The following is a 19768-nucleotide window of genomic DNA, read 5'->3' on the forward strand; positions in this document are numbered from 1 at the left end:
GGGAATCGGATTCATCCCCGGCCCGAAGGCGGGATGTTCTATACACTAGTTGTAAGAACCTGGTCTTTGCCACAGCTTACGTCTGAGGTTTTATATATTGCTCTTCTTGAAGTACCCGAGAACTGCTCGTCGCGAGTAGAGATCAACGTTCTCTCCAAATGGTTGCGGCGACACGTTGGATGGCCGCGTGCCACGAGCTAGTCCGAGACTTGGGAAGTTACCGGCCTCACCAGATCGATACAGATACACATCTGTGTTTGTCGAAAGCCGATTGTCGAGCCTGATGCTGTATGAACTAGAGGGGATTCTATCAGTGAACACTGACACGAATGACCTGGATTTGAGTGGATTCCCCGAGCCGATTCGGAACCGTATAAATCGTCTATCATCGACCAGTTCTGCTGAAACCGTCGGTCGCTTCTTTTTTGCAGTGGATACCCACGACGGCTTGGTGACGCTCGTCTCCCCGATGTTACTGATAGCGAACCTCGTCGTGAAGTTCTCTTTCGTGCCACCCTCTTCGGGGGAATCGGCAGTCTGATATGACGCCTCGACACTCCGAATGACCCCGCGTTGATCAATCTGCATAGTTGCTGAGAGAGACGTCAGCGTTTCGTTCCGGTAACCAGGTGCATCAGCTCCCTCGGAAACCGTCTCTGTGGAAACTTCCCAGATGGCCGGTCGCGTGTCATTAACTCTTGTCGGGGAGCTCCAGTTGCCAGCCTCAAACAGTGATTTGATTTCTTCAGCCCACGTTATCTGCTCAATGCTCCAGCCGACACTATCTTCGCCGTACGTGTAGCCATCACCGGTATTCTCCCGCCACAGACACCCGTCGGTACGTGATCGGTAGATATCGGCTGGACCGCCCATCTCTCGTGCAGTTGCCCGACCAACGGCCTGTCCGACCCCGGCATCGTACTGTTTTCGCCATCTGAACTCAGACCTATCCCGATTGAGTTTCGACCACTTCACTCTAAAGCTGGTTGACCCCAACGTCGAGAGGTGGAAAGGGAATAAGATATTACTGACACCTTGATCAGTCAGCCCTTCTGGGTAGGATGGGTCGATCGGTGTTGGACTCTCTGTGTCAGTTGCAGTCTCTGTGGGATTGTCTGTTGGTGTCCGGGTCGGTGAGTCAGTTGGAAACTGGGTCGCAGTTGACGTACTACTTGATGAGCGTGTCGGTGATGCCGTAGAGTTGTTGTCGCTAGTCAACCTCAGGCATCCGGCTCCAACTGTCGACGCGAGTACACCAAGTACGTGCCGCCGATTCACGACGCTTTATGCGTGTTCGACCTACTAAGCTTCTGTGGGATGTTGTGGAATTGGTGAAGAAGTCCGTCTGCGATACGACCGGTTGTATGAGCTTGATACCGGGAGCAAGCAGTTCTAAAACCGGAATAAGAGCGATAGGACTGCTAATACGACAATACAAGTCCTCTTTATTTATTTCAGTCGCTGTGCGACACCGTAGCTACCTATCACCGATGACTGGGCTCTATTTATCGACCCATAGGAGCGTCTCACAAAAATACTTAATAAGATTCTCAACCCACCACAAGTGACTGTGCTCGGTGCGAGTGACATACTGGACAACCCAATCCGCGTCCTCTACGTGAACCCAGATTCTGCGTTTACAGAACTAGTTCAAACCAAGCTTCAACAGACAAGTCCTGAGGTCGACTGTCTGCGTGCCAACGGTGTCGACGAAACCCTAGATAATCTCCACACGGAGCGGATCGACTGTATCGTGACAGCATACTCGCTTGATGATGCCAACGGAATCGAACTCACGGATTCGATTCGGCAACGGGACGAGGATATCCCAATAATCCTCTTCACTGGACAGGGAAGTGAGGAGATTGCAAGCGAAGCGACTCGGGCCGGGGTCTCAGACTACATTCCACTCCGGTCAGAACGTGATAACTTCACATTACTCGCGGCCCGCATTCAGACGCTCACGAGGGCTGCTCGCGAACGCGAAAATGCCGAGCAGACGAGACGGCGCTTCCAACGAACGCTCGAACGCACCACTGATGCGGTCTACGCTGTCGATAGCAAGTGGCGTATCGAGTATATGAACGAGCGAATGGCCAAGCGAGTTGATCGTGACCCGGACGCGGTCGTTGGCAAGACCATCTGGGAGGAGTTCCCATCAATCGTCGGGACAGAACTCGAAGCCAAGTACCGAACAGCGATGGAGACCGGTGAGCCGGTTTCTTTTGAACAGTATCTCGAAGAGCCGTTCAACTACTGGGTTGCAGTGCGAGTGTTTCCAGACAGTGATGGGCTGACTGTCTTCTCGCGTGAGATCACCGACGATCAAAAGCAGGAACTGAAGGCAGAGCCTGGTGCCGCGATTGTAGAAACCATTCGCGACATCGTATTCGTGCTCAATGAGACGGGACACATCACGTTCGCAAATACGGCTGCAAAGCGGGTCCTCGCTGGAAATCAGTCAGCCCAACTCACAGGACAACGGCTCGAAACGGTCGTCGGTGATCGAATCAGCGACTCCGATATGACGCGGTTCTCCAAGGCGATCAACTCAGCACGTGCCAATGCCAACAACGATCGTGGGTCCAGCGGGTTGTATGATACAGACCTCCAGCTCGACATCGTGGTCGGGACCAGCAAACAGACGTTCGACGTTCGGGCAACCACATTCCAGACGCAAGCGAGCAATCAAGTGCTCGCTGTCGCCCGTAACATCACCGAACAGAAACAGTTAGAAACGCGTCTTCGATCACTTCAAGAAACCGCCCAACAGTTGAGCCACGCTGAATCGAGCGACGAAATCGGGACCATCGCGGTGGATGCGGCTGCCAAGATCCTTGATCTTGAGATTACTGGAATCTGGGAATACGACGAACAAGAGGAAGCGCTCGTCCCGATTACGGAAACGCCCACAGCACGAGATCTTATTGGCGAGTCTCCGCGATTTACGCCTGGCGACAGTCTTGCCTGGGATGCGTTTGAGTCCGGAGAAATCAATGTATACGATGATGTTCAAGCCGAGGGACAGCCCCTCAATCCGAACACGGAAATTCGAAGTGAAATCCTCGTCCCACTAGGTGGATACGGGCTCATGGCGACTGGATCAGCGTCCAAGCGAGTCTTCTCAGAGACAGATATCGACTTATTTCGGATTCTCGGTGCGACTGTCGAGGCAGCACTCGCACGAGCGAGCAGAGAAGAAGAGTTACAACGGCAGAACGAACGACTTGATCAGTTCGCGAGCGTCGTTGCCCACGATCTTCGAAACCCACTTTCTGTCGCAAGTGGGTTCCTCGAAGTGGCAAAAGAGACTGGGCAAGCAGAACATTTTGAGCGAGCTGAATCTGCCCACGATCGAATTGGACGGCTCATTGATGATCTCCTGACGCTAGCGCGTGGAGAGACAACAATCGAGAATACCGAGCAGATCGAACTAGAGGATGTTGCGACGGAGGCGTGGGGATACGTTGACACTGACGCGGCGACACTCACCCTTGCAGATGACGTTCCCACGGTTGCCGGTGATGCAAAGCGGTTGACCCAACTTTTCGAGAATCTCTTCCGGAATGCAGTCGAACACGGCGGTGCCGACGTAACTGTGACCGTGGGTGGACTAGACGACAGGTTATTTTACGTTGAGGACACTGGCAGTGGGATTCCCGAAGCAATGCGAGACGATGTGTTCGACCACGGCGTCACGTCACATGACGGTGGAACTGGCTTTGGGCTCTCGATCGTAGCCGATATTGCGGAGGCACATGGCTGGACGGTGTCAGTGACAGACGGCACCGATGGTGGCGCACGCTTCAATTTCAAGCAGTCAAAATAGTACCCGCTGCCAGTGTCCGACTCGTGTCAACGACATCTATATTGAGGTGGTCAGTCCCGGGGACTGGAGTGCGTGAACCCATGAACCGACTGACTGTCGGTCAGTCAAGGCTCGCCGTCGCGCAGGTATGCAATTCAGACGAGAACACCACCGTTCGAACCGCTCTACCACTGGCCATGAGAGGGGTCATTGAGGGTAGCTACTGTCAGTACCACGGGTGAAGGATCCAGCCCGTTGACTCAGTGCTTCGAAATCGGTGGGGGTGTTACTAACCAACACCGTAGAGGATAGCGAAACAGGGGTGAGTAGCTACATGTCTGGTACGCTCCATCTGTCAGCTAGTGTGAGTGGCCTGAGACGGCGTGAGCGATCGCGTAGTCCGTTGAGCCATTCACTGGGATTGTGCCCTCAACGAGCAGGGACTGGCTGTACACAGGAATTGAGAGGGGCGCAGTGCGCAGTGGCTCGGTCAGTGGAACGGAACTGGTGCCCACCAGTTGAGCGTTATTGTGACGACTCAACGCACGCAGCAGCTGTGAGTGTGATGCTTGATCACCAAGCGCTCAAGTAATGCAGTCACCTAGTGTAGTCACCGGGTGTATTCCACGTACCAGACTATCGTGTGCCCACACGGTACTGGTGTGGTCCTTCCCCGAGCCTTGCACCCGGTTGCCGATGGCCTGGTGAGTGCTGGCTGTTGGTACCCCTGTCCGGACAAACTGCGCTGAGCGCGAGTGCGTTGCGTTGCCAGACGAGATGTGAGCGTGTCGACGCGGTATGTGGTGTCGAGCCATGCAAGTGTACGTGGGGCACGCCGTCGTGTCCCCCTGACGACACGGCCGTGTCCGCGGCCGGCAGCCTGGCCACTCGGACAGGCCAGCAACCGCGGCATCCACTCCTTCGTGTACGAGCTCCCGTGGGGTGTCCGTGTACGAGAGTGTGGTGACCCGACCGGGGCTGTCGGCGTCGCTACGGCGACGCTGCTGCACCGTCGCCACCGCCCTGTATGAGCGGCGACCGCGATGCGGTGGCGTTGAGCATTTGGCACCGAGTGTGATGCGCTCGTCTCGGGGTCCGACGACGAGCACGGGGTTGTTTCCTCAGCGACGCGACGAGCGTGTGGCAAACGGGTGCCCTCGTCGGAGACAGCAGTCGTGATCAGCGTCCCCCCTTAACGGAGGTGCAACCACGTCGTGATCAACGGGTGCCTCGGCAGAGGCAATCTCGTCGGAGACGGCAGTTGTGACCCACTGGCCCTGGTCGGAGGCTGTCTCATTAGAGTGGCGTCGCGATCAGGGTGGTGTCGGTGGTGAGTAGTCCACCGTAGTGAGCGGGTTCCTCGTCGGGGGGTGTCTCGTCAGAGTGGAGTTCGTGGTCAGCAGATACTTCGTCGAAGGCTGTCTCATCAGGTGGAGCTCGTGGTCAGCGTCGCTCGACTCCGGGGTGGTGCGTGTGTGGTGAGCGTTCCTCGTCGGAGGTGTGGTAGCCACATGTTCTGTACCTCATCGGAGGCACTCTCGTCTCGTGTCGCCGTGCCTCGCCGGAGGCGGTAGTCCCACCCTGCGCTCGATCCACTATCAATTCCCCTACATGTCTGTGGGGCCCGGTTGCCCCCCGTTACGCAAATAGAGAATACCATATACCAGACGACCACCCCGAAATGCGGGGGTGCTCCAAACCCCTGCAAGAAAGGTAAGTTAAGCAGACTATATCCAGCAGAGGAGACTAGGAAAGTGACCCCTAAAGTCCTAAAACGCTGATTCTTGGTAACATTCAGGGGGTGTGAAGGTGCGTGTGAAGGTTTCAACCTTCAGGGGGTGTGAAGGCGCGCAGTATGGTAATTTTCGAGTTTGGATAGCACCTGTCAGCAGGGCTATATTTATATGTGCAAAAAAGTGGGGTGAACCTTCACACCTTCATGACCAGATAGTGGGGTACTAAGCGTGAAAATCGAATATACACAATTATTTAGTTGCGACAAATGACGGCTCTTGTCAGGTGTGAAGGAGGTGTGAAGGCCGACGCTGTATGGTTAATTCCGGGTTTATGATTTCAACTAGTCCACTGTGTATAGATATGGGCGAAAACGCTCTTCCTGGCGACGTAGACCACATATGCTACTCTGTAGAGTAGTCTCTTAAGTAGGGAGAGGGTCTAAAAAGAGATTACTCTGTCGTTAGTGGTTCAGAGCTCAATCCTTTCTCTTAGTTGTTCACCAAGCTTGGTCAGTTGGCATGGGTACACTGCTTGCACGGATCCAGTAGAACTGTCAATCCACTTTTTGTCCTTATCAGCTTCTTCTGGGAGAAGGCTCATAAGATTGTCATCTGATGAGAACTCCTGTTTGGAGTATGGCTCAATTTCAGTTTGTGACACGTATTCTTCAAACATCAACATAAGTGCGCGCGTCGAAACCCTCCAATCAGGACCTACATCCGGTTCACTAGGGCTCTCTTTCACTTCTAATATGTCTTCAACAAACTTCCCCAGCGCATCTTCCTTCGACTGGAAATTTCTAGATAGAGATGGTGATAGCTTAGATCCAGGGGATGATGTTTCTGCTGATGCAGCAGATACAGACGAATTGTTGCTGGTATTACCATCAGTTTCACCACGTTGGGCGCTCCCAGTCTCATTGTTCTGAGGTTCGTTCTGGTATCCGCTGCGGGGAGTCAACACTGGATCGATCGACTGATTCTCGCTGAAGTGTGTGATCGCTCGGTTGTAGGCCTCATCTGAGAGACCGATGAATGAGCTGTTATCACCGTCGTCTCTCTGTACGGGCACCTTTTCGAGATCGTCAGGGCCGTCAATGATCCCGTGGCGTTTGGCGTAGGCCGTGAGTGCTCGCGACGGGATTTTCCCTTCGTCTCGGTCCTCCGGAAGGAGGCCTTGGTGCTTCGCGTATGTCCATATCTGCAGGAGTTCATCAGCACTGATGTCGCGGTCAAGGTCATTAGAGGACGGCCAGCGGGCCCCGGACGCGACCAAGAGCGCGGTCGTCCCGTCGTACCACGTTTTCGTATTGAAGTCGTAGCCTCTGACCCCAGCGTCCTTGTTAACGATCATGAAGTAGTCGTCGGAACCGCCGTGATTACCGAAGGGGTTCGGGCCATGGTAGCCGACACTCTTCTGGCAGACATCCCTGAATTCGACATCATAGACGGCTGTCTTTTCAGTTCCAGACGCGTTGTCTAATGTATCGGCCAGCTGGTTGGGCACACTGAATCCAGGAATGGCCGCAATATCCGGCGAGGCAGCAGGGTGGTACTTCGCGTCAATCGCCGGGACCATTCCAAACCAGTCTGCTATCGGGAGGTCTTCAGGAATGTCCGCTGTTGGATTACGGGTGGGCGTCCAGTTGCCGGCCTCATCGGTCGGGGAGAGGGCGTCACCGAAGTGCCTGTCCATCCACTGCCGTTCACGGCCTTTCGTGACCGGCTCGTCGTTGTCGTAGCCAATCTGGCTGTAGGGATCATCGTCGGGAGCGGCGTGACTCGATCCCGCTGAGGAGGGGATATGAGGCTTGTCGGCCCACCTGATTGCTGGCGAGAGGTCCTCGCGGCTGTCGATGGTGGCGTCTGTTGGCACCTCCGGTGTGGGATCTTCGAATGGCGGCTGGCCTCTGTCTGGCGCGTTTGAAGCCCCCCTCGTGTGCTGAGGCATGCACGCAGCGGTGTGACCGACATCGGTGGCCCGGGAGCTGATTTGCATGTGCCCGTCACACGCTAGCTGAGTGATCCACGAGTCATCGGGGCCGGGATCGTATTGGTCGATGTCGTCGGTTCCAACTTCGCTGTAGACGTGGAACACCCACGGGACAGGGGGTATGAGTTCGAGCCACCCGCCCCGGAGGTAGTCGTCGAGGTCGACACCTTCGGGATCGAATCCTGGGAGGTACAGTATCCGGGCATCAACATCGCTGCCGTTCTCAAGCTTTTCGCAGAGTGTGACTGCCCTTTTGATTCCAGCGCCGGAGCATTCGACGTTGAGTACGTCACCGATGGGGCCTTGTTGGCCGAGACTGACGTTGTGTCCCGCGTTGTGGAGTGACAGTGCGCCATCAATATCTTCACTTCCTGTACCTGCGGGGACAGGGAAGTTTAGTTTCACACGGTAGGAGTCGGACACGAGTGCATTTGGCACGGTGACATCAGTGACGGTTTGACCTCTCTCGGGGTCCTGAGTTCCGTCAAGGCCGATAACCTGGTCAGCGAATTCCGGATCAGGGTTTGAACCTGTATTTTCGATAACTAGGTTCTCTCGTGTGATGGGACGGGCTGCGACGCGTTGCGCTTGTGCGTCTCGCTTGTATTCTGTATCAGTTGTCGGGACATCTTGACCGTATCCTGTTGCTTCCAGAGAACTACTGAGGTTGGTCCTGAGTGTCACTTTCTCAGTGTTCTCCGCCTCAGTTGCGGCTACAGCAGTGGGGACATCGGTACCGTTGACGATGTAGACGGTCGGAATGTCGAATTCATCAATGAGTCGGGTTACTGGATCGATATATTTGTCCTTGGATTGGGTCGTCACCGGTGAGATCGCCGGAATGCCGAAGTCGTGGCAGGTGATCGCGTCTGCAATCCCCTCCGTGATAACGAGTGGTTCGCCTTCGTTGATCGAGGGAATCCCATAGATTGGCTCCTCAACGAACGTGTGGTCTGCGCTCTGGGAGAGTTTTTTATACTTCGGGCCGTCGTCTGTGTGTGGCGGCCGTCTCGTGATGAAGTATACAGGGTCTCCCTGGCTGTTGAAGTATGGAAAGACGAAGCGGTTTTTGAACGTCTTTGGGACCTTCACATCGTAATACTCAGTCAGTGAGCCGTCGTGGTCGTCAGGCATCGGATCGACCGGGTACGCAGATTCCTCTTCTGTCGTGGGGATCGAGGATGGGTCTGCTGGAATGTAGCCGAGTTCTCGGGCTGTCTCACTGGGACCGAGCTCATCAAGATCGGCGTGAGGCTTGAATAGGGAGGCAGCGAGCATCTGTTCGCGGGTGATATCTTTCTGTAGGAGGCGTTTAAGCAGCGCTTCTGAATCGTTTAGAGCATACCCGAGGTACTTTTCGTCAGCGATGTCCTCACTCCACCCGCGTGAGGTGACAGTGTAGAGCTGACCTTTGAGGTCGTGTTTGCGGTGGTCCGAGAGTCTGTCTGGGGAGTGGCGAGTGAGGCTGACATCCCCATTGTCGACTGTTAACTCGTACAGCGCGTCGGTGAAGTAGTCCTCAGGATGAATCGGTGGGAGCCCGCCTTCGTCGGTCGGGGGACTGAGTGTGGCGATCTCCTCAACCGTCCAGTCGCCAGGAAAAGCGTCTGGATCGTACGGGAGCGTTTGTTCCCACCGGCAGTTCGCGTCTTCGTAACCGCGTTCGCCGTTGTAGCGTCGAGCTGCTTCGAGAACTCTCCAGTGAGGGAGTTCTCCGCCGTTCTCGTCAACGATCGATTGGACGTTATCAAGCCACGTGTTTACGCTGTGCGTCGTCGCGGTGAGGAATGGACTTGCGGCCTTCGCCTGCTCAAGTGTCTGCGGGGCGAGCGCAGCCGCGCGGAAGGCCTCTGCCGCCGCCGTGAGTGCCTCCTGAACTGGAGTGCTTGGTTCGCTATCCACCTCTCCAAGGTCAGGTGTGTTGACCTTGGTGTCTGCCATGACTGCTTCGCGTACAGTGTCATAGGGCTGTTCGGTTTCAGTGTCGGTACTGTCGGATTCACCGTCTGAATCATCGTCAAGTTCGTTTTCTGCGTTCAATACCCCGGGGTTAGTCTCGGTCCCATCAGCGTCGGCTCCGGTCGTAGAGTCATCGGAAGTGTTTGTTCGGTCGTTATCGCTGCCAGCGAGTTCCGACATATGGGTGTCGACAGTGTGGTCATTGGTGTCCCCGGTGTTGGTATTATTTTTCTGTGGATTGTTGGATTCCGAGTTGGGTCCTGGATCATCGTCGTTGTCGTCCTCCCAGTGAGCGTTCGCATGCCCTGATCCGGTTCCTAGCCCAATTGGGACCGCTCTGTACTGACCATTGTCTTCTTCGATTGCCCCTGCGTCAACGAGTCGGGTGACTTCTGCCTTTGCTTGTTCAAAACCAGCGGATGATGTTTGCTGAGCGCTATCGAGAAGCAAGTCCCAGGTGAGTGGATCTTCTCCGATTGTGTACGGGCTATATTCCCAGATGTCGACGACACGCGGATCGTACCGTGTCCTGATTCGTTCGTACAGGTGTCGATCAGTGTCGGGCCCCGTCTCGCTCTCGGGTCGGGTCTCGACGTGCTGAATATGAGTATTGATTACACCTAGCTGGAGGAGAGATTTTGTGATAATCTCTGTCGGGACGCCCCTAGTGACGTTCTCATCTTTCCTTCTAATTGCGACTCTGATGGCTTGCGTGAGCGCACGCTCCATCCTCGCTGCCTCCGGCGGTCCAGCGGCTTCGAAGATGGATTCCCAGTTGGCCGCTGTGAACCGGTGTTCTGGCGGGATGAGTTCACCTGGCCGGGTTTTTGGCGTGACAACTGTGAAGAACGGTGTGTCCGCCTCCACGTCAGGAAGTTGCATGATAGCACTCTCCCATGCGTCGCCTCCGATCTGCCGGAAGTAGTCCTCAGCTGTCGTTGTGAGGAGCCAGCCCGCTTCAAGCCCGATATCAATCGCGTCGTCCGCGGGGCCGTCAACAGTGATGCCGGTGTTCTGGATAATCATCCCACGAAGTTGGTTCCGCGTAACGACTTCGCCGTCTCCAAGTTTGGTATCTGGAATGTTCTGATCAACCGGTGTGTCTTCGGGACCTGTGAGTTCAGGTTCAACCAGTTGTAACCAGAAGTCGTAGGTACTTGCCTGTTCGGCGGTCGTTGCGGCTTGCTTGACGACGTCTGCCTTCGTGGGGTCGAAGCGAGTGTAGGTTGTCGTCTGTGCGGGTGTGTATCGATCAAGATGTTTCATTGGTCGGGATGGTGTGTCGACAGTGCTGGATGCAGACTGCTCAGATGCGGTATCGTCGCCGAGATACTCTCCGTCCTGCTCGGCGAGTTCGTCGCTCGGGTGGCTACTGACAGGCTCAAGTGCTGTGTCTCGACTAGCAAGTGTTTCCATCCGGTGGACCCCCTCACGGTACTCGGTCAGAAGCTTGATATGCTGTTCACCTGCTTTTGGGTTGCCTGTAATGTCGTCGACGATCTGTTTATCCTCCCACTCATCGGGGGAGAAAAGCCACTCATAGTCACCGCGATTATACATCAGTGGAAGCTTGGAGGCACGAATCCACACCTCTTCGTCAGCATCTGCATCTGCTGGGTACTGGGGCGGCGTGTAATGTGCAAGACGGCCACTGTGGCCCGCCTCAGTCTTATCACCTCTATTTTCGTTTATGGGGTTATCATCGGGCGAGCTACCATCGTCTGCACTTTGCTGTGCGTCTGCTTGGCGTGTCACTGCAGGCGCTCTATGGAGGACCTGATAGTCGAACTGCGTCGGGTCGTCAATGTTGAATTCGACACGCGGAACAAGTGGTTGTGGAACAATTAGATACTCTCGCTCAAGTGTGGACTTGTTATCAACCGTCTCTTCACCACTAGAGTGATGAACAGTATAACTACCATCTGAATTCTCTTCAGCGTATATTTTAAATTCAGTGCAATCAGCGTTAGCTACCGCTTCAGGACTCAGTGACGCCCACTCTGTCGCGTCTGGTCCTCGGTCATCGTAAAGTCGAATCCTGTCGTCGTCTGGACGCGATACCCACCACGCCTGGTCGCGTCCGCTTCCAGACCGCTCAATCAGCGGGTAGAAGGTGGCGTTTGAGTTGATATTAAGTGGGAGTGGGTTGCGCTTATTATACAAGATATCGGCTTCCCGGTTTAATGGGTGAGACTCCGACATCCCCGGTGGTGTGAGTGTTTGCTCCTTCCGTAGTACTGGCTCTTGAAATACATCAGTAAGCACGCTTGGTGCGTATCCTATGTCTCGGTCTCTACCATCGTTGATATCATTCACGTGTGGGGTCACGTAGACGGGGACTCGGCCAGCATCATCCGCTCGTGATGCTTTCATGATAACCATACCAGGCTTCTTAAACGTGCTCGATTCAGATTCGATCCGGAGCGGTCGGCCGTCAGATAAACGAGACACTACCTCGTTTTTCTCTATGAATGCATCGAGCCGCTCGCTGAGGACAGAGATCGGAGCGCTATCACGATCAACTGGGATGAGACCTTCCCCGTCAGGAGCCTCTTGTTGTGCTTGTTGCTGTTTGACAGTTGGAACATAGCCGGTTTTTGCGAGGAAAGCAAAGATCTCACGGATCCCATACTTGTGAGAGTCCTTTTGTCGGTTAGTCGGATCGCCACTCTGAAGCACGTGCTGTATCCCGGCTTCAGTGATACTCACCTCAATCGATGGGTGGGCAAGATGCTCGAGTGGAACCTCTTTGTCTTCGTGCTGCTCAGTCGCCGTGTTTGTTGCTCGCTCTGCGTCTCGTGGGTACACACAGTCGACAAACGCTGTCGGGATGTACACGCCATCTGTGAGATCTTCGAAGTCGGTGTTGTATCGCTGGTTGAACTGCGGAATTACTTCCTTGAGTGGGAGCCGTCCCGTTCCGGTGTCATTCCGGATTTCGCTTTCCCAGATTGCTTCGAGCATACAGTGCCGGGCGAGGCCGTCGCGCTCGGCACGATCAAGGATCAACTCAAGTTCTGAGAGAGCATCCTGGTTTGGCTCTTTCCCGGTTTCATCAAGTCGCTCTCGGAGGCGTTCTGTCACCTCGTTGCGGGTCCAGCGTGGTGGCGTCGGCGGGAGTGATTGAACTGTCGTGGCCTTCCCAGGGACGATCCCAGCGTCCAAGCCGTCGTCAATCAGCGGCTTGTGTTTGAACAAGTACTGCGGGAGCCCACTGAGGTCACCTCCCTCTACCGTCTCATCGAACTGCTTGGCGATTCGCTCGGCGTCTTCGTCGTTTTCCAACTGGAACGCTGCCTGATACTTGGTATTCCCGAAAATCTGATCCAAGACGTCGGCGTCGATCTGTGACGGGTTCTGCGAGGCGACATACAGCCCGAGGTTGGCCGATCGGGCGAGAGCGAGGATTTCCGGTAGTCGGAAATTTTTGTTGATGATCTCGTGTAGCTCGTCGATGAACGCGAAAAACGGGGGCAGGTCTTTGCCCTCCTCTTGCCGGGACCGCACTGCAGACCAGATCCGGCGGATGACAGCCACCGCAATCAAGCGCTTTGAGGATCTTTTTTGAACGGAGGGAGAAACGACGATGATTTTCCCCTCGTCGACAGCCTTGTCGAAGTCGACGGTTGACTCGCGGTTGGCGATGATACTCCGAGTGATGGGATTTTCAGCCCACTGCTTGATCCGGCGAATCAACGGCTCGATTAACTCATGGTCCATCTGCCGGATGGTCTCGGCGAACTCAGACTCAATCTCTAGGCCTTCGTCTTTCACCGAGTCGACGAACGTGTCCAGTGCCTCGGGGTCGTTGAGGATCTTGAACATATCCACCAGCGTGTAGTTGCGCCGAGAGCGGATCATCGCGTTCGCCATCGTTTGAGCAATTCCATCCATTCGAGCGCCGAACACGTCGTCGCCTTTCAGTGCGCCGACGAGGTCTTCGATCTGTGACTCAATGGCGGTGTTCTTCTCGATCTCGGACGGCTTGTTCGGCTCTTCGAGGAAGTTGAGAGCCACTGATTTGCTGAACCGCTTGTCGGCCGGGTCGATGTAAATCACGTCGTCCCAGCGGTCTTCGGGAACACGGCGCAGTACTTCGGTGACGAAGTCGCCCTTCGGATCGATCAAGAGCGTCCCATGACCTTTCTCGATTACCTGGTGCGCTTTGTTGATGAACGATGTCGTCTTCCCGGCTCCGGAGGATCCGAATTCCCAGCCGTGGACGTTCCACGCCGCTTTGGGAATCCCGACTTCGCGATAGCCAGCACTCCGTCCCTGGGCGAGTCCCATGAAAATGGGCTGATCGGGATGTTCGCTCTGGCTCTGGATGAGTAGTTCGTCGAGGTCTCGACCGAGGAGCGGCCCCTCTTCTTCGGTGTGGACGACAGTCTCGATCTCGCCTCGCCAGCCGGACTTTGGTGACGTGTACAGTTCGCGCTTGGTGTCTGTGATAGTGAGGTCAAGCGGTGTATCGTAGGATGCTCCGCTGGGAGCTTCGACAGGCCCCGGCTCAGAGGGTCTGATTTCGACATCGTCTTCACTGCTGTCTGCGTAGGTTGTGTCAGTTGAGCCGGGCTCCGAGTCGTCAGCGGTGGAAGTCCGTTCGGGAAGGTTTTCTGAGTGACTTGCTGCGGATGCAGCTGCTGTGGTATCAGTGGTACTGCTGGGTGTCGGATCAGTGGTCGACTGTGCGTGCGTCTCTGTGGTGGCCGTGTCCTCAATTGGCGATTGCCCGCTGTCAGCTGATCGATGAGCGGATACGGTGGAGTTCGGCGTGGAGTTGTCGGGTGAGGGTGCTTGTTGCTGGGTTTGGTCGGCAGGCGACGTCTCGGCTTCCTCCGACACCGTCTCTCCCTCTGCTGTGGGTTCTTCAGTATGTATGTCTTTTTCGGGTGTTGGGTGCGGGGTGGGAGATCCTTCTGTGTGGGTTGTGACGAGACAGTCCGGGCGTCGCCCTTCGTCGTACAGTGCAGTGTCAAGATCATCGGGCGTTTCAATCTCGTTTTGAATTGCCCACGTGACCTTGTCTCCATGACCTGTGTACACGCCTGCTATCGCGTCGATGCTGAGTCCAGCGTTGTGGTATTTCTCGTAGTGTGTGTCGTACCCGCTGGTCGTGAGGATGTTCCGAAGCAGTTCCACTTCGTCGTCATCGAGTTGACGGATCGAGGCGAAGTCTTCCGGGTCATCGAATCCGTGAGTATCGTGGAGGATTTCTCCGTCACCCGTTTCTGCCGACCCCGACGACAGGCGTGTGTGCGCGATTGAGCTGGCGGACTGGGCGAGCCGGGTGACACGCTTGAGTGGCTGCGTGATCAGTGCCTTTGTTTGAGTGAATGGGTGCCGGTTCCACGTCTGCTTGTAACGGTGGTAGCGCCAGCGGAGACTCCGGTTATCCTCACCTGGCTCGACGTGTTTGCCTTGGAATTTATCTGGAATTGGTGGGGCTGTGGTGGTGATCGAGGTGTCGGTGGTGATTTTCTCAGTGATGTCGGTTTCGCCGGTGGCTTCAGTGAACGATTCTTCGCCAGCGTGATCGCCTTCTGTACGACCGATCCCACCACCACCGCTGTTCGTCCAAGAGATAGCCGGTGAGACTACTGTCTTGTTTGGCGGGTGGACGATCCCAGCGAGTTCTGTGGCGGTGAGAGTGACTTCTCGGTCGACGAGATCACGCCGACCGGCCCGGGTGAGCGCGTCCTCCATGTTCACCGCGTGGATGGGAAGTGCTTTGAAGCGCTGTTTGTACTTGGGCGTCTGGAACCGTCGTTCAAACGTCTGGCCGATGTCGCTGGCTGTTCTTGAAGCCGACTGGGCGCGTGGGGAGAAGACAAAGTACCGGATGTTGACATCGAAGGCCGTCTGCTCATCTAGGCCTTTCAGATAGTCAGAGTAGTCCTGCTCCCACTCTTTCGGATCGCGGTTGCGGTAGGAGAATGGACCGGTCTTCTCAAACTGCTGCATGTCATAGTATTTTCCGATGGTTTCGGCCGGCTCTTCGTAGAAGCGGCCTTTGGTCCAGTTATTCGCGGCGGGCCGCATCACGACTTGGACGAGGACTTTTTCATCGGTGCGTGCAGCAATTGACCCCGTAAGTGATTTTAGTGGGTCTGGGTCCCGGTCTGGCTTGTAATTAGCCTCTTCATCAATCTCGTATGTCTCAATTGGTCGGTAGCGTGGGTTTTTGAGTTCAAAAGTCCCTCCACTGACATAGTAGTGGCTACCAACCTCAGGCCAGACTCGCTCTCGTGTCGTGAGTTCTGAGTCGGGATAGTAATCAGAGACAAGCTCGTTAAGTGCCGCATAAGATCGGTCGTTCGGCACTATATAGTTCAAATCCAGGTATTCACCATCCCACCAGAACTCGTATGAGACGGGGTCTGGTGCACCTATAATCTCCCCACTCAACAGGTGTTGAGTTTTTGAATATTCCCATATATAAGTGTGAAGTCCTGAGACAAACTCTTCCCCGACGAGGAGTCCGTCACCTTCCCGATATGGCCGAAGCCCAAGCACTGCTGAGTCTTTATGAACTGATAGAGCCTCTTGTAACGCAGTGCGAAGTTCCCTATTGAAGTGAACTGGCTCGTACGGAACCTGCATCTTATATTTCTGAATGATAGTTTCTATGATACTACTAACTGCTCCTGAGGGACTGGTCAGTTGTGAGCTGTTTGTTCCGGTCATATTATGTTGTGACTATCTTAACCGCCGCACCTGTTGAGCGGGTAATCAAACACGCCTCCAGACGGTGATCAGAGCAAACCTGTCGAGACCACTGTAGCTGAGTCAAAAGAGTGGCTGGTTTATAAGTTAACAAACTAATCGTAGATTGTTTAATTCGCCCGATTATTCTGACTATTAATATTATATTAATTAACATTAATTATACGAAATTGTTGTGGGAGAAAATAGCCGTATCATCTCACTCTGAGAATTTGGGATTATCTGAGTCCCAGGACATAGTTCACCGACAACATGCACCTGATCCACCCGTACGTTAAGCTTCGTATATATCCTTTTCGTGTGATATGCCCGTTTAGCATTGACCGCCAGCTTTGCTCCAGTGTATGGCAGTGCCTGGTGGAGTATATCCAATAAATAAGTCAACCATATAATTTTAATTATTTTCTCAGATTCTACTCCTCCAGCGGACTACCTGGGAACTCGTCAACGCGCTCAGGATGGACGGACTCAACATGAGTGTAAACAGTGTGGTGGCGCACCTTAGGGTCGATCCCACGCCCCTCAACCCCACAGTACGGGCAGGTTGTGACGAGTTCGTCCATCGGTCTACAGACAACTACTCGCCGAGTAGTAACAGTGTTGTGGGCGTTCCCGACACGTGGTGAGCCGTGGTGACGAGCCGCAGGAATCTGGAAGCGATTCTGTGGCGTGCGGCGACTCCACTTGGCAACGGGCCCATGGGCGATGGAGTGGTCGCCGGTGTTCAACCGGAGACGACGTGAGCCCATGCGCGAGAACACTCGTACGGTGGTGTGTGAAGGGACGAGTATTATTCTACGTCAAAATTCTATTTGCCGCTTCCGAGCGTCAGGTGCAGCAGTTTTCCGCTCGAGATGGTTCTCTCGAGGGAATATAGAACACTCTGACCGCTTCCAAGCCAACTTCTCGTGGGAATTACAGCCTTGTTCGGTAATCCGTTCCGTAAGTAAGGTAATAGAGATGTCATGATTCTGCCACGGCGGTCGTGGTCGACGCGACGGTGAGCCGGTGCCGTTTCGACAGGATCGGATTATGAAGTGTCCGAGTCGTTCGAATATCATACAACAGCAGTCGAAAAGTTCAGCAGAAGAGGCTAAGTGTGTCTGGAGAGACCAGCCGCCAATGGACGCGTCAACCGCCGTTCTCTGTCTGTCTCCGCCCGGCTCGGAGACCGTCGCGTTCGAGGGGGCACTCGACGACGCGTCGGGGGTCGAGGTGACCGTCCGTCCGATCGACGACATCCCCGCCGACCCGAGCACGACGTTCGACTACGCCGTCGTCCCGACCAGCGTGTTGGACACCGGTGATCCAGACGAACTGTTCACGGCCTCGCTCCCGGTCGTCGTCTCCGACGGCGGCCAGGTCTCCATCGGGGAGACCGTCGACCGCGTCACGCGACGCGCCGCGGCGGGCCAGGAGACGGACCCCGTCGCGGCGCGAGCGACGACGCCGGACGGGGAGAGCCGCGCGTCGGCCCTGGCCGACGCCGCCGCGGAGTACACCGACGAGGAGACCTTCGATCCGACACTCCTCAAACAAGCCATCGACGCGGCTCACACCCCGCTGACGCTCAGTGACCCACGGCAGCCGGACAACCCGCTCGTGTACGTCAACGAGGCGTTCGAGCGCGTGACCGGCTACGACGCCGAGCAGTGTGTCGGGCGGAACTGTCGGTTCCTCCAGGGGCCGCGGACGGAGACGGAGACACTGGACCGGCTCCGCGAGGGAATCGCCGCCGAGGAACCCGTCACGGTGGAGTTGAACAACTACACCGCCGACGGGGAGCTGTTCCGGAACCGCCTGACGGTGACGCCGATCTACGACGGCGACGGGGAGTTGGTCCACTTCCTCGGCTCCCAGGAAGACGTGACCGAGGAGTGGCGCGCCCACCGCGACGCCGAACTCGTGCGGACGCTCGTCAACGAGGCCAACGACATCGTCCTCGTCGCGGAGGCCGACACCGGCGAGATCGTCGACGCCAACGAGACGGCGTGTGAGGCGCTCGGCTACGACTACGCGACGCTGACGGCGGAACACGTCTCGGCGCTCGCCTTCGAGTCGCGGGAGCGAGCCGACTACCACGGCAGCGTCGACATCGACGAGACGGTGCCGGGGACCGACACCGCCGACCGGACGCTGGTGCGAGCCGACGGCACGCGGTTCCCGGCGGAGGTGACGACCCGCGAGACGCAGTTCGACGACCACACGTACCGACTGTACGTCGCCCGCGACGTGACGGAACGGGTGCGACGAGAGCGACGACGGGAGGAGTTGTCCGACGCGATCCAACACCTCCACGAGACGACGACTCCCGAGGCGGTGTCGACGACCGTCGTCGAGGCCACCCGCCGTGCGCTGGATCTGACCGTCGCCGGCGTCTGGTTCCACGACGAGCGGGCGGAGACGCTGGAGCCGGTGGCCGTCGACCGTGAGGAGACGACGGGGAGAGACGAGACCGGAGCGACAGACGCCGAGGTCGACGACGGTGACTCCGAGCGGGACCGCACCGAGACACCCGCGTCGACGGCGTATCCGGTCGACGGCGAGAGTCCACAGGCACGAGCGTTCCGGGCGGGAGAGGCCACCGCGGGTGACTCGCCTGCGGGCGTCGAGACGGGGTCCCCGGTCGAGTCGACCGTCTGTCTCCCGCTTGGCGATCACGGCGTGCTCGTGCTGGGCGTCGGGCCGGCGGGTCGGCTGACAGACGGCGACGTGCGACTCGCCGAGCTGTTCGCGGGGAACGTCCGAGCGGCACTCGACCGGCTCTCCTCGGAGCGGCGCGTCCGCGAGCAGCGCGACGATCTGCAGGTACTCAACCGGATGATGCGCCACGACATCGGGAACGATCTCCAGGCGTCGCTGGCGTTCGCCAACGCCATCGAGGAGCAGACCGAGGGCGAACCCGCCGAGTTGGCGAGCCGGATCGCGCGCAACACCCACGACGCCATCGACGTGACCGAGAGCGCGCGAGAACTGAGTCGGACCGTTCTGGACCCCGAGCAGAGTGTCGCCCCCGCGCCGTTCGCCGCGACCGTCCGCGACCACGTCGAGACGATCCGTGCGACCGCACCCGAGGCGACCGTCGAGATCGACGGGCACCTCCCCGAGGTGGCGGTCCTCGTCGACGACATGTTCGGGTCGGCCGTGCGGAACCTCCTGACGAACGCCGTCTCGCACAACGACACCGAGGAGCCACGTGTGACCGTCTCCGCGACGCGATCCGACGACGGCGAGCGAGTGACACTACGCGTCGCCGACGACGGACCGGGTGTCGACCCGGACCACCGCGAGACCATCTTCGGGCGCGGCGAGAAGGGGCTCGGGAGCGACGGGACTGGGATCGGCCTCTACCTCGTCCAGACGTTCGTCGACACGGTCGACGGTGACGTGTGGGTCACGGACAACGACCCGCGCGGAGCGGTGTTCGGGCTCGAACTCCCGGTGGCGACCGAGGAGTGACCGCCGGTTCGGGGGGCGTCGTCACTCCTCGTGTCGGAGACGTTCGTGTCGAGACCGCCGACAACTGTTTTGTGTGTCGCCGTGACA

Annotated in this window: 3 protein-coding genes; 2 read left to right on the top strand and 1 reads right to left on the bottom strand. The window is 56.6% G+C overall.

The window, feature by feature from the left end; translation table 11 throughout:
• The first annotated feature begins 1564 nt into the window (after nucleotides 1–1564).
• A complete protein-coding gene (locus RYH80_RS15425) occupies nucleotides 1565–3829 on the top strand; it encodes an ATP-binding protein (RefSeq protein ID WP_489753333.1) in 2265 nt (754 codons plus the stop codon).
• A gap of 2184 nt (nucleotides 3830–6013) precedes the next feature.
• On the opposite strand, the gene RYH80_RS15430 is transcribed toward RYH80_RS15425, so the two are convergent.
• Nucleotides 6014–16099, bottom strand: a complete 10086-nt coding sequence (locus tag RYH80_RS15430; protein ID WP_370904912.1) for a DUF8128 domain-containing protein — start codon at nucleotides 16097–16099, stop codon at nucleotides 6014–6016.
• A 1245-nt stretch (nucleotides 16100–17344) separates the two neighbouring features.
• On the opposite strand from RYH80_RS15430, the gene RYH80_RS15435 reads away from it, so the two are divergent.
• A complete protein-coding gene (locus RYH80_RS15435; RefSeq protein ID WP_370904913.1) occupies nucleotides 17345–19681 on the top strand; it encodes a PAS domain-containing protein in 2337 nt (778 codons plus the stop codon).
• The last annotated feature ends 87 nt before the right edge of the window (nucleotides 19682–19768 follow it).

It is taken from the genome of Halobaculum sp. MBLA0147 (genome assembly GCF_041361345.1).
In the GTDB taxonomy this organism is placed as follows: Archaea; Halobacteriota; Halobacteria; order Halobacteriales; family Haloferacaceae; genus JAHENP01.